The sequence below is a fragment of the Kitasatospora sp. NPDC002965 genome, assembly GCF_040611255.1.
In the GTDB taxonomy this organism is placed as follows: Bacteria; Actinomycetota; Actinomycetes; order Streptomycetales; family Streptomycetaceae; genus Kitasatospora.
This window is the reverse complement of sequence record NZ_JBEXNT010000104.1, coordinates 22175-34413: the sequence shown is the minus strand read 5'-3', so window position 1 is coordinate 34413 and position 12239 is coordinate 22175. Positions and strand designations below refer to the sequence as shown.

The window sequence follows — 12239 nt, the reverse complement described above, 5'->3', positions numbered from 1 at the left end:
CGCCCGGCGCCGCGGGGGGGGGGCGGCCCGCCTCACCTGTGTTGGGGGGGGGGGCCGGCCGCGCGCGCCCCCCCCCGCCACCCTCGACGACCTCGATGGAGATGGAAGAGATGAAAGACAAAGGGGAGGCTCCCATGTGCAACGCCGAATGGCGGCGTGCTCGCGTTCAGGCGCAGCGTCTGGCCGATCTCGCGCGGCTGCGCCGCGTCCGCGACCGGATCGACAGGGAATACGCGCAGCCGCTGAACGTGGAGGCGCTCGCCCGCGACGTGAACATGTCCGCCGGGCACCTGAGCCGGCAGTTCCGGGCCGCCTACGGCGAGGCGCCGTACGCGTACCTGATGACGCGTCGCATCGAGCGGGCGGCGGCGCTGCTGCGGCGGGGTGACCTCAGCGTCACCGAGGTCTGCTTCGAGGTCGGCTGCGCGTCGCTGGGGACGTTCACCACCCGCTTCACCGAGCTGGTCGGCATGCCGCCCGGGGCCTTCCGCCGCCAGGCGGCAGAAACGGCAGAAGCGGCGGATGCGACGGATGCGACGGCCGACCGTGCCGATGCCGCAGGTACGGCCCCCGATGCGGGGTCGGCGATCAACGTGGAGGGGATGCCGGCGTGCGTGGCGAAGCAGGTCTCAAGACCGGTCAGGAATCGAGAAGCCCCGACCGCCCCACAGCCCCTAGCGTGATGGTCATGGCAACCACCGCTTCCACCGCAGCCCACACGTCCCTCGCGTCCGTCACCCTTGAGGTGGCCGACCCCGAGGCCGCCCGCCGCTTCTACAGCGCCTTCGGCGTGGACACGTACATCCACCTGCGGGCGTCCGAGGCGCACTCCACCGGATTCCGCGGCTTCACCCTGGCGCTCACCGTGTCCGGGCCGGCCACCGTCGACAGCTTCTTCGGCGCCGCCGTGGACGCCGGCGCCACGGTCCTGAAGCCCGCCGCGAAGTCGCTGTGGGGCTACAGCGGCGTCGTCCGGGCCCCGGACGGGACGATCTGGAAGATCGCGACCTCGGCGAAGAAGGACACCGGCCCCGCCACCCGCGAGGTCGACGCGGTCGTCCTGCTGATCGGCGTCGAGGACGTGAAGGCCACCAAGCAGCTCTACACCGGCCGGGGCCTGACCGTGGCCAAGAGCTTCGGCGGCAAGTACGCCGAGTTCGCCCCCGGTCAGTCCAGCCCCGTCACGCTGGCGCTGTACAAGCGCCGCGCCCTTGCCAAGGACCTCGGCGTCCCCGTCGACGGCACCGGCTCGCACCGCATCGTCCTCGGCAGCACCGCCGACGCCTTCACCGACCCGGACGGGTTCGCCTGGGAGGCCACCGCGTCGCTCGCCCCCACGCCGTCCTGAACCCCGGCCCTGTCCCACCGATCGACCGGCGAACACCCGCCGGTGTGACAACCGGGCACCGGCCCGGACGTCCGGCACGTACACATCCACAGTGCAAGGAGCACGACATGAAGGCGCACGTCAGCTCGATCCTCCTCGGTGTCCGCGACATGGACCGGGCCAAGCAGTTCTACACCGAGGGGCTCGGCTGGAAGATCAAGGACGACTACGGCATCTCGGTGTTCTTCGACTCGGACGGCGCCTCGCCGGTCGGCTTCTACGGTCGCGAGGGCCTGGCCGGGCAGGTGGGCACGGACCCGGAAGGCAGCGGCTTCAGCAGGCTGGTTCTGACCTACGTCGTCCGCAGTGAGGCACGGGTCGACGAGATCATGGCGGAGGCCCAGAAGGCCGGTGCCACGATCCTCAAGCCCGCCGGCGCTCTGCCGTGGGGCGGGTACGGCGGCACCTTCGCCGACCCGGAGGGCTACATCTGGAGCCTCGGCTACAGCGCCCCGGGCCCGGGGGCCGACCAGCCCTACGCCGAGTAACCACGGTCTCCTGGCCTTACAGCCGCCCCCCCAGGACACGGCGACGGTCCCGGTACGGGACGTGGGAGCGGCTGGATCGGAGCCGGGCGGGCCGGATCCACGGTGAGCCTGCAGAACGACAGGAGGAGGATCATGAAGTTTCGGGCCCACGTCGAACCACCCGAGCCCATGCGGGGCCTGGAGGTTCCGCCCGAGGTGGTGGCAGCGCTCGGCGGCGGCGCGCGGCCTCCAGTGACGATCACGGTCAACGGGCATTCCTGGAAGAGCCGGGTCGCCATCATGCGCGGCCGCCACCTGCTCGGCCTCAGCAACGCCAACCGGCAAGCCGCGGATGTCGCGATCGGCGAGGAGGTCGAGGTCGAGCTGGAACTCGACACCGAGCCGCGCGTCGTCGTCGAGCCCCCGGACTTCGTCCGAGCCCTGGACGGCGACCCGGTCGCCCGCGCCACGTACGACAACCTTTCCCGGAGCCGCAAGCACGAGCATGTGCGCGCCGTCGAGAGCGCGAAGAAGCCCGAGACGCGCCGGCGGCGCATCGAGAAGGCCATCGCCACCCTGCGGGACTGACCCCCGAGAGCAGCGACTCCGGCGGCACTGCCATCGCCGATCCGGTCACTTCGGCAGATCGGCGGACAGGAAGGGATCAAGGAGCGCGAACAACGCGTCGGGGCGGTCGAGGGGGATGATGTGGCCGCAGTCCTGGAGGTGGTGTCCGACCAGGTCATCGGCGATGGGGCGGAGTTGGCGTTCGAGCCCGGTGCCGACGGGGTGAGAGCCGACGGCCATGGTGGGCATGGTCAGCCGAGCCGTCGCGGCGGCGTCCTGGATCTGCTGCGCGCTGGTGGGCAGGGCCCGGTAGTAGGAGAACGCGCAGCGAAGGGCCTCGCTCCCGGTGTACGCGTGAACGAAGGCCGCACGGATGTCGCCGGGTACTCCTCGTCCGAGCGTCCCCGAGTCGAGGAACCAGTCGATGTACGGGGCCTCGTTGCCGGCCAGGACGGTCTCGGCGAGGCCGGGGACGGCGTGGAAGCCGAACCACCACGGGGTGCCGCCCGCGACGACGTGTTCGGCTCCGGGCAGGTGGCCGAGCAGTGCCTCCATCACGACCAGGCGCCGGACGAGGCCGGGCCGGCGCAGCGCGAGCAGGACGGCGGGGGCGGTGCCCGCGTCGATGCCGACCACCGCTGCCGAGGGCTCGCCGAGTGCGTCGAGCAGCCCTTCGGCGTCGGCGGCCAGGGTGCCTGCGTCGTAACCCTCGACGGCACGTGCACTGGCGCCGAAGCCTCGCAGGTCCGGGGCGATGACCCGGTGCCGCCCGGCCAGTCGGCCCATGATGCCGCTCCAGAGCTGCCAGGTGTGCGGGAAGCCGTGCAGCAGGAGGACCGCGGGTCCGTCCCCGGCGATTGCGACGTTGATTTGAACGCCGTTCGTCGCGATGCGGCGCAGGTGGTGTGCGGTGGTGACGGGCATGACGGCTCCTCCGACTGGTTACCATTGGTGACCACAGAACGATAGGTAACTGTCCGGATGCTTCCTAGACGGCACTTTCAGGGAAGGTGGTGAGCCACAGGTGACCACCCCAGGAGCCGGGGCCGCCGGTCGTGGGGTACGCGGCGATCTGTTCGATCCCCACTGCCCGACGCGGCAGTTGCTGGACCGCATCGGCACGAAGTGGACGTCCATGGCCGTCAAGACGCTCGCCGGTGCCGCACCGGACGAGGTGCGCTTCGCAGAGCTGAGACGCCGGATGCCCGGCGTCTCGCAGAAGATGCTGTCCGTGACGCTGCGAAGCCTGACCCGCGACGGGCTGGTGTCGCGTCGGGTCGAGCCGACCGTACCGCCGCGGGTCTTCTACCGACTCACCGGACTCGGGCTGTCCCTGGAAACCGCGCTTGCAGGGCTGCGGACCTGGGCGGAGGAGCACATGGCCGAGATCGACCGCGCCAACGAAGCCGTCGACCAGGAGGTCGACGAGGGATAGGCAGGCCGGTTCCGCGCCCGGTACCGGTTGGCTCGGGTACTCGATGCGGCCGGCGTCGCCGCCCTGCCACCACGTGGGAGATGGAGGGGATGTCGCCGGCACGCGGTGGTTGGTGACGAAGGAGCCGGCGATCGACGTCGTCCCCTGTCAATCCTTCCGCCAGGGCCGGCCCGACCGACTCCCGGCGACCTACCACCGCACCCAGTGCGTCACCTACTTCCACGGCCGCTACTCCATCGGCGACGACAGGCTCTGGGGTGTCGACCGGCGCCGCAAGGGAACCGTGAACACCCTGGCCGCACTCGGGTCGATCCGGTCCGCCCGCCCGGACGGGGCCCGGTCTACGTGATCCTGGACAACCTCTCCGCCCACAACGGCAGGAAGATCCTGCGCTGGGCGAGGAACAACAACGTCCACCTGTGCTTCACCCCGACCAACGCCTCCTGGGCCAACCCGATCGAGGCACACTTCGGACCATTGCGGCAGTTCACGCTCGCGAACTCCGATCACCCGAACCACACGGTCCAGACCCGTGCACTCCGCGCCTACCTGTGCTGGCGCAACACCAACGCCCGCCACCCCGACGTCCCGGCCGCCCAACGCCGCGAACGCGAACGCACCCGCGTCCGCGTCCGCAGCAAGAAGGGCGTCCGCCGGGGCGGCAAACCCGTCCTCGCCGCGTGATCAAACAACCCGGCGCACGTATGCGGTCGCAGCACCAGAAGCCGCGCCCACGCGGTGGGGCCAGAACCGAACAATCGTCATCAGACTTCTAGCGGGCCGCCGCTGCCCGATGAAGCCGAGCGGCGTCCAGCCCAAGGTCCGACGCCGCTGCGCCGCCCGCTCCGACTACGTGTTGGAGACGGTGTTCTGGGGCGCCGGCACCGCCCGGCTGCTGCCCCGCCTGCTCAAGTGCCGCACCCGCGGGCCGGTGTTCGTCACCCACCGCCGCCCCGGACCGGGCAAGGTCGCCTCCGCCCGGGACGTCTCCCCGGATACCGGCCTGGCCCGGCTCTCCTACGGCCGGGCGCGCGCGCTACTTGACCAGCACACCGCGCCGGCGGGGCCGGGCAGCGGCTGGGACCTGTACGAGTACCGGCACTCCTCCTTGACCCACCTCGGCGAGCAGGGCGCGTCCGAGCCGATGCTGATGGCCAAGTCCCGGCACCGGAAGCCGGAGAACGTCCGCCGGTATTTCAACCCGTCGGCGGAAGCCATCGCGGGCGTCCCCTGCTCCTCGGCGGGGCCGGTGAGCAGGGGACGCTCGCGGGGTTCGCCGCCGGGCCCGGGCGTTCAGCCCTGCCGACCTGTTTCGACGATCTTCATGACGAACGGCGTGGAGTTGTTGCCGAGGTGGAGGATGTCGTCGATGCTGCTGACGCTGACCCGTCCGCCGGTCAGATTCCCGAAAGGAGCATTCTCGGAGACCCTGACCGGGATGAGTGCGGTGGCACTGTCGTCCACGTTGAGGCCAGCCGGGAAGACGCACCGGACGGTCCAGACGCCGAGCAGGCCCTGCGTCGCCTGGCAGTCCTCGGGGAAGTAGGGCTCCTCGGGTGTCACCTGGCGCGGCAGGCGGACGCTGACGGTGAAGCTGTTCGCGGTCTTCTGGGGACCTCCGTTGGCGACGAAGCCGTGCACTGTCGTCGTACCGCCCGGCGCAACCTGGTCCGGGTCGAGCCGAACCACCTCCAGGTCGGAATTCGACGGCAGGGCCGCCTGGGCCGTCGTCGCGGGGACCAGGGCGGCCATGAAGGCCGCTCCGGCCACCAAGGCCAGGCGCCCGGTCCTGATGCGGGGAGCTCTCGTACGAGTCACTTCCGCTTTCCTTCCAACAGGGTGGAGAGTACGGGCGCAGCCGTGCGGCTGCGCCCGGTATCCATCGTCTGCGGGGTGGCGGGCTTCCGCGCGGCCTGCGGTTCGTACTCACTCCATCGAGTGAGAGGGCGGCTCCCGGCCTGCGCTGGCGCTCGTCCGGAACCGGGGCCCTGACGGCCACACGGCCCCGGTCCTGCGGCCTCCCCGACGACCGCCGCACGATCCGCTGTAGCTGCCGGCCTTCCTGGTCCGTGAGTCTGCGAACCCTGACCGGCTCCGCCACCGGGCCCCTTCCGAGCTGAACGTCTCACGACATCCGACCGGCCCAGGGCCTGCTGGCGCCAACCCGGTGAACCTGTGCGGTCACAGCACTAGCACGACAGGACGGGCGACTCCGGCTTCGCACCGGCCGCGCTCAGCCTGGCGAAGCCCTTCAGTCCGGGGGAGAACGCCAGGGTGGCCTGGACGGTGGCCCGCACGGCGGTGGCCTGGTCGAAGCCGGTCGAGTTGTACGGGACGGCGCCGCGCTGCTCCGGAGCAGCGGCGCAGCGCAGCTGGCGCGGCTCCAGCCACTTGAAGGCCCGGTATCCGCCGCTGGAGCCGACGGTGAAGAGGGTGTGGGATGCCCGGCCCGTGGTCACGGCGTTGGGCTCGGTGGCGCCGGGGGACACGAAACCGCCGTCCGGGCGCTGCTGGTTGACCAGCCAGCCCATGGCGTACCCGGAGGAGCCCGCGCCGTTTCCGGCGTTGAAGCCCTGGATGCCGAGCGCGGTGGCGTCGGGGTCGCCGGTGCAGGTGGTCGGGCCGAAGGCAGCGGGGTATCCGCCGGTCAGGCACTGGCCGGCGCTCAGGAAGCCGCGGGCGCTCTGCGGGATACCCGCCGCAGTGCGCGAGAGGGCGATCAGGGCGAACGACTGGCTGGCGACGTCGCTACGGTCGCCCGACTGGGAGCGGTCGGCGAAGCGGCCGTTCGGGGCCAGCAGCGAGAGGAGCCGGGCGACGAGGTCGACGCCGCCGAAGTTCGTCGGGTCCAGCCCGCGGACCTGGGCGAGCAGCAGCAGCTTCGCGGTGGGGCCCGCGTAGGCCTCGGTGGTGCCGTCGCCGAGGTAGTCGGCGAGGATGTCGGGGCGGGCCAGCCAGGCGGTGGCGCGGGCTCCGGCGTCGTCAGCGGTGGCCGCGGCCGCGAAGGCCAGCACGGCGTCGGCGGTGAGGTCCTGGTCAGGGCGGACGGTACCGGCGACGACCCTCTCGAAGTGGTCGCCGTCCACGAGTTGCCGGGCCAGCCAGCCGGCCGAGACCTCGCGCGGCAGGAGGGTGGTGACCAGGGCCGGCGAACCACCACCCGCGGCGGGGACGGCGGTTGCGGGGGCGATAGAGAGCGGCAGAAGGACGGCGGCCAGCGCCGGTGTCGCGAGCAGGCGAACGAGCCGGTGACGCGGGGGCATGGGGTGCCTTTCCGGGCCCGGGCACGGGAGGTCCGCCGGGCGAGGCGCGGCCCCGGGAACCCCGGTCCCGCGGACCACGACGGGAGGAGGGGACGACACACCCGTCGACGGGCCCCGGCCCCGCCGCCGACCGGGGCCGACAGCCCTACCCATACGGGCCGGCGCCGGGTACGGGGCGGACTCCCCCGTCGGCGGAATCGTCATGTGACGGTCCATCATGTCCACGTCGCGGCAAGGGGGTCAAGGCTCCTCCGTGTCCGGATGAGGCCAGCTCGAAGGTGTTCCTCCGCAGGCGACCGCACGGCGCCGGACGGCTGGGCGGCCACCCACGGCGCACCGCTCCGAGCACCGTGCCAAGCGCAGCCGCCCGCTGTCCTCCCCGCGCGGGCGGGGCCGGGTCGGGCGCCGGTATCGGCATCTCCCGGACGACGTTCGAGCAGGTCCTCCCCGCGCGGGACGGGGAGTCAGCCTGCAGCGCGTCCGGTAGACGGTTTCGTGGGCCACGCGCATCTCCGGCCGCTCCGGGGAACTGCGCCCGCAGAGCCCGGCCTGTCTGCTCCGGACTCCGCCGTTCGTCCAGCATCACCCGGAGCGTGTCCGTAGCTCCGGAGGGGAGCAGCCTCGCGGCCCTCAGCGCTCGCGGAGCCGTGAGTCGGTCCGGGGGCGCAGCGCGGCCGCGAGGGCTGACGACGCCGTGGCCACGCCGAGTGCGGTGACGGCGATGGTCGACCAGGGCATGGCCACCGGGATGTCCTCCGGCCAGAGTTGGCTTCCGGCGACCAGCCAGCCGCCGAGGACGCCGATGAGCATGGCCAGGCCGGTGATGACCGCGGCCTGGATGGCGAGGATCCGCCGCTGGACCCCGCTCCGGAAGCCGACGACCCGCAGCAGCAGCATGCGCGGGCGGAGCTCCTGGGCGGCGCCGCCGACGGCCGTCATCGCCGACACCAGGGCGATGGCCGCGCCGATGGTGAGGGTGACCGACCAGCGCGCGGGAACGGGCGGCTCATATCCCCGCTCGACGTGGAGGTCGGAGGTCGGCACGCCGAGCGGCTCCACGGCCCGGCCGAGCCGTTCCTCCAGGTCGGCCGGCGGGTTCTCGGTCAACGTGGCCCGGTAGCTGACGGTGAACGGCACCAGTCCGGCGGCACGGGCCGTCGCGCACCGAGTCGACGCCGAGAAGAAGCCAGCAGTGCAGGGAGCGGGCTGCGGGCCAGCGGTAGGCTCGGGCAGTTCTGGACGGCCGTCCGGGCAGCGGGACCGGGACGCCCGCCCGTTACCCGCAGGTAGGTGATGACGGGTCGTCAGTTCACTGTGAGGCTCCCGGCGAGGGTCCGGCAGCCGGGCCCCGCGCGCCGTCTGTCACCCGCCCGGAAGAGAAACAGGTGCCGGTGATCCGGAGGTCAGTGATGAGGATGAAGAAGGTCGGCAGGGTCGCCGCGTCGGCCGTCGCCGTCGCCGCCACGCTGGCGGGGACCGTCGTCGCAACGGCGGGTACCGCCGGTGCGGCCTCGGTGGAGGTGATCAGGCTGTGGTACTGCGACAAGTCGACGATGACGGTCGAGAACCTCATCGGCCGGAACGGCCAGTTCCTCTGCGGAGGCGGGTTCGGGCGGGAGATGCCCATCTACACCTTCGACGACGGGACGGTGCAGACCTTCTACATCGGCGCGGACTACGCGGTGTGGACGTACTGGACGAACCCGAACGAGACCCGGAGCCCGCTGGTGTCGCTCGGCGGCCGCGCCGCGAGCGACGTCCGGATCAACGCCCACAACGGCGGCTTCGTGCAGTTGGAAGTGATCGGCACGGACGCCCGCCACTGGTTCAACAACCGTGAGGTGAACGGCCGCTGGAGCGGCTGGTTCCGGTAGCCGACAGCGCCCTCGGCATCACCTCCACCCGGCCCCGCACCGGGGGCCGGGGGCCGGCCCGGGTGGCGGGTTCGGCGACGCCGTGGACCGCCGACGACCCCACCTCGCCAACGAGCCGGCGGTCGATGGTCGTCACGTCCTCGGAGCCCTCGGCGCCCAGGAGCGGAGCGGATCACGGTTGCTGTCGATGGACGAGAGGGAGAGGGCGCGACCCTGCCCATCCCTGCGTTCACATGACCAGCGGGTCGACCGGCGGCCACGGGTAGCCCAGCTGCTCGGCATCATACGAACCTCCCCAGACCTCGGCGGTGGCACGGGGATCGCCTGAGATCAGCCGCGCCTCAAGGTGCACGGCCTGCTCCGACGGGTCGTCCGCGGAGATCGGGAAGGTCATTCCGAATTGGATCCAGGGCAGATCCGTATCGGCTTGCTCAGGGGGATGCCTCAGGAGGAGGTGGATCCGGTCGGGTTGCTTGCGGGAGGCGAGGACGCTCTCCAGCTCGCACTCCCACCTGGCCAGCCAGTCCTCGCGTCCCCTCAGTGCCGCCTCAAGCAGCCGCGCGACCGCTCCTGCCGGCCACTCCCAACCGCGGTCCTCGCCGGCTCGCAGGACCTCGGCCCCGTACTGACCGGCGGCGAACCGAAGCTCCGGCAGGTAGACGCCCTGATTGGCCGGGTCGCGCCAGCCCGTCCAGACAACGAGCTCCCCCTCACGCCTGACCGTCATGTACAGGGCGCCACAGCACTCCTCCGCGCCGCACCCGGACCATGCGAGACGGACCTCGCGGGGAGTCGCCGTGGCATGCAACGGCCCGCCACGGTCCAACAGATACCTGGGGCTTACTCCCAGGTACGGGGGGCCTCCCAAGCCACCGTGGACCACTTCGACCAGAAGATCCCGGCCATTGACGATCGGGCGGACCTGCACGCCGCCCTCGTCGGTCGGTGGGCACACGATGCGAAGACTGAGAAGGTCCGGTCCCGTGGTCATAGGCCAATGATCACGGATCCGGCTCGCACCTGTCAGGTGAATTCGCGTGGCCCCACTCGGAAATCGGAGCGGCAGTTCGGACCGCCTTCGGACAAGTGGACTGTGGCCGGGTGGCGTTCGACCTCGACGACGGGCGCCCGACCGGCTCTGCCTCCAGGTCTACGCCGGGACGGACGACGACGCCACAGCTTCGGGCTGGGGGCGCCGTCGAGTTCGCGACGGCAGACCGGCGGCACCGCCTTGGGAGCGCCTAGGGTGACGAGGGCGTCTACAGCGACCCGACGATCTACAACGGCCTGGTGCGCTGGGACAGCGGCGGGAACCGGCGGTGGGGCTACTCGGCCCCGGAAGGCGTCGCGTACATCGACACGGTCTACGCCTTCAACGTCGACGACGTTGTTGCCTGGGCCAGTTACCACCCCGCCTTCCCACTGCTGGAGCCTCGGGCGGACGGGCGAATCAATCAGGGTACGGACAACGCCGGTGGTCGCTCCACGGGGCATTGCGGTGCACGGGGAGGAGGTCGTCGTGCTCGGCGGCAACCGGCAGGGGAACCGCCTCCATCGTGGCCGTATGACGGAAAGCGAGGTCCTGCTTCGCGAAGAAACGTGCCTCACCTTCCCCGACGGCACACCGCTCAAAAGGTACGCACGCCCTGCCGGACGGGGACGACACCCGTACCTGTACGGCACTACGCCCAGGCAGTGGTACGTCATGGACGTCTGCTGATCGAAGTGCGCTGGGTCGTGGACCGCGTGTTCGCCGGCTGCGCAAGTTCGAGCGCCGCAGGCGCTACGAGCGCGGGCGGCGGCCGTGTCAGCCGGGCGGGAGCAGGAACTCGCGCAGGGAACGCCGCACCTTGTCCAGGGACTCCTTGAGTTCCTCGGGGTCGTCGTGGCGCAAGGACCAGGTGACGCCCCGCAGTTCACGTCGGACTCCGGCGAGCCTGGTCTCTTCGTGCAGGACCTCGTAGTCACAGGCGTTCCGGGCCGCGTAGGCACGCACCGCCTCCTCGGCGAAGTCGCGGCCCAGGTACCAGACACCGCACAGATCGACCGCCCGCGGGCCGACCCTCGCCTCGTCCCAGTCCAGGGCGCCGGAGAGCCTCCCGGAGGTGTGCAGGAGGTTGCCGGGCCAGACATCACCGTGGATCGGCACGACCTCGGCACCGGCGAACCACCGCCGATAGGCGGTGGCCCATCGTTCGAACACCTGCCGCTCGCGACCGGCCAGCAGGTCCGCGGTGGCTGCGGCCGTCTCGGCGTCAAGGACGTCGACCGCCCGTCCGGCCCCGTCCGCTCGGAGGATGCCCAGGAGCGGTTCGTCGCCGCAGTTGTGCAGCGCCGAGAGGAAAGCGGCCAGGTCGCCGGTGAACGCTTCACGATCCGCGCGAGCGACGTCATCGTCCACGACAGCGCCTGGCAGCTTCCTGAGAAGCACGGCGCCGAACGGCAGCCGCGGCCCGGCCGGAAGCACTCCGAGCACCTCGGGGACGGCCAGCGGCAGGAGCGGCAGTCGCCGCAGGACCTCGGCAGTGTGCCGGCTTCTGCCCCCGGCTCCGGGAGTGCGCGGCACCCTGATGAGGACGTCGGCGCCGGCCCGGAGCACGACGTTCGAGAAGCCCCAGCCCACGATTTCGACGGGATCCCCGCTCCACGGGAACGGCAGGTCCTGCAGGCTTGATGCGACGGCTTCGAGCGTCGCGTCAGGGTCGAGGAGCATGAGCAGTCCTTGGTTGTTGAACGGTGCCGGCGTAGGCCGACCCAGGTCCGGCGGCGACGCCCACCCTGCTGGTGCCGCTGATTCGGACACTACTGGTCGTTTCAGATTGCTGTGCGGAGCCGCCGTAGGCGGATCATGCTGCAGGCGAGTTCGGGCAGGCCCGGGTTGAGGTCGGCGCGTCGCTCGTAGCGGGTACGGAGCCGTTTGAACCGGTGCAGCCGGGCGACGGAAGCAGAGCCACCGGCTCCCCAGGTCGTCCGGAACAAGAACAGCACGCACCCGGATGCTTTCCGAACGAGATCGTCAAGCGCAAGACCTGCGACTCAAAGGCATTCGGGTGAGAGTCGTGTTGCAGCGGTGACCACGCCTCGCAAAGTCGGCACAACATGCCCGACTTCAAAGGGAATTGAAGGAATCAGGTCGAACAGGCCTGTCCGGGTGCGCCTTTCGGGCACCGGCGGCAGGCCTTCGGGTCGCTACCCGCCGGTTCTGGATGACGCGGCGCCAGGTCGGCTGTGATGCTCCTGCCGTCT

12 protein-coding genes and 3 pseudogenes are annotated in these 12239 nt (G+C 71.3%); 8 read left to right on the top strand and 7 right to left on the bottom strand.

Annotation, left to right across the window (positions count from 1 at the left end; all coding sequences use genetic code 11):
- The first annotated feature begins 134 nt into the window (after nucleotides 1–134).
- The 4 genes from ABZY91_RS30885 to ABZY91_RS30870 all read left to right on the top strand — a co-directional run bounded on the left by ABZY91_RS30885 (nucleotide 135) and on the right by ABZY91_RS30870 (nucleotide 2442).
- Nucleotides 135–683 (top strand): AraC family transcriptional regulator, encoded by a 549-nt coding sequence (locus tag ABZY91_RS30885; RefSeq protein ID WP_355406109.1) that lies wholly within the window; start codon nucleotides 135–137, stop codon nucleotides 681–683.
- A gap of 5 nt (nucleotides 684–688) precedes the next feature.
- Nucleotides 689–1348 (top strand): glyoxalase, encoded by a 660-nt coding sequence (locus tag ABZY91_RS30880; protein ID WP_355406105.1) that lies wholly within the window; start codon nucleotides 689–691, stop codon nucleotides 1346–1348.
- A gap of 107 nt (nucleotides 1349–1455) precedes the next feature.
- Nucleotides 1456–1875 (top strand): VOC family protein, encoded by a 420-nt coding sequence (locus ABZY91_RS30875; protein ID WP_355406103.1) that lies wholly within the window; start codon nucleotides 1456–1458, stop codon nucleotides 1873–1875.
- 132 nt (nucleotides 1876–2007) lie between these two features.
- Complete coding sequence (locus ABZY91_RS30870) at nucleotides 2008–2442, top strand: YdeI/OmpD-associated family protein (RefSeq protein ID WP_355406101.1); 435 nt, start codon at nucleotides 2008–2010, stop codon at nucleotides 2440–2442.
- Between the two features lie 45 nt (nucleotides 2443–2487).
- On the opposite strand, the gene ABZY91_RS30865 is transcribed toward ABZY91_RS30870, so the two are convergent.
- The gene (locus tag ABZY91_RS30865; protein ID WP_355406099.1) at nucleotides 2488–3345 is read right to left on the bottom strand and encodes an alpha/beta hydrolase; all 858 of its coding nucleotides are present in this window, start codon (nucleotides 3343–3345) and stop codon (nucleotides 2488–2490) included.
- Nucleotides 3346–3445: 100 nt separating this feature from the next.
- On the opposite strand from ABZY91_RS30865, the gene ABZY91_RS30860 reads away from it, so the two are divergent.
- From ABZY91_RS30860 to ABZY91_RS30850, 3 genes and pseudogenes are all read left to right on the top strand, one after another.
- A complete protein-coding gene (locus tag ABZY91_RS30860; protein ID WP_355406097.1) occupies nucleotides 3446–3856 on the top strand; it encodes a helix-turn-helix domain-containing protein in 411 nt (136 codons plus the stop codon).
- 160 nt (nucleotides 3857–4016) lie between these two features.
- Nucleotides 4017–4540, top strand: a pseudogene (locus tag ABZY91_RS30855) (transposase); the annotation flags it as partial.
- Between the two features lie 88 nt (nucleotides 4541–4628).
- Nucleotides 4629–5078, top strand: a pseudogene (locus tag ABZY91_RS30850) (site-specific integrase); the annotation flags it as partial.
- A 71-nt stretch (nucleotides 5079–5149) separates the two neighbouring features.
- Here ABZY91_RS30850 and ABZY91_RS30845 read toward each other — a convergent pair.
- The 3 genes from ABZY91_RS30845 to ABZY91_RS30835 all read right to left on the bottom strand — a co-directional run bounded on the left by ABZY91_RS30845 (nucleotide 5150) and on the right by ABZY91_RS30835 (nucleotide 8226).
- Nucleotides 5150–5674 (bottom strand): hypothetical protein, encoded by a 525-nt coding sequence (locus ABZY91_RS30845; RefSeq protein ID WP_355406111.1) that lies wholly within the window; start codon nucleotides 5672–5674, stop codon nucleotides 5150–5152.
- Between the two features lie 371 nt (nucleotides 5675–6045).
- Entirely contained in the window at nucleotides 6046–7119 is a 1074-nt protein-coding gene (locus ABZY91_RS30840) for a peptidase (RefSeq protein ID WP_355406095.1), read from the bottom strand.
- A gap of 630 nt (nucleotides 7120–7749) precedes the next feature.
- Nucleotides 7750–8226, bottom strand: a complete 477-nt coding sequence (locus ABZY91_RS30835; protein ID WP_355406093.1) for an FtsX-like permease family protein — start codon at nucleotides 8224–8226, stop codon at nucleotides 7750–7752.
- 302 nt (nucleotides 8227–8528) lie between these two features.
- On the opposite strand from ABZY91_RS30835, the gene ABZY91_RS30830 reads away from it, so the two are divergent.
- Nucleotides 8529–8993: a hypothetical protein gene (locus tag ABZY91_RS30830; protein WP_355406091.1), complete on the top strand. Its 465-nt coding sequence runs from the start codon at nucleotides 8529–8531 to the stop codon at nucleotides 8991–8993.
- A gap of 229 nt (nucleotides 8994–9222) precedes the next feature.
- Here the strand turns inward: ABZY91_RS30830 and ABZY91_RS30825 are convergent, their stop codons facing one another.
- The 3 genes and pseudogenes from ABZY91_RS30825 to ABZY91_RS30815 all read right to left on the bottom strand — a co-directional run.
- On the bottom strand, nucleotides 9223–9984 hold the full coding sequence (locus tag ABZY91_RS30825; RefSeq protein ID WP_355406089.1) for a hypothetical protein: 762 nt from the start codon (nucleotides 9982–9984) through the stop codon (nucleotides 9223–9225).
- 816 nt (nucleotides 9985–10800) lie between these two features.
- On the bottom strand, nucleotides 10801–11706 hold the full coding sequence (locus ABZY91_RS30820) for a phosphotransferase (protein WP_355406087.1): 906 nt from the start codon (nucleotides 11704–11706) through the stop codon (nucleotides 10801–10803).
- Nucleotides 11707–11807: 101 nt separating this feature from the next.
- Nucleotides 11808–11958 (bottom strand): annotated as a pseudogene (locus ABZY91_RS30815) (IS5/IS1182 family transposase); the annotation flags it as partial.
- Nucleotides 11959–12239: the final 281 nt, after the last annotated feature.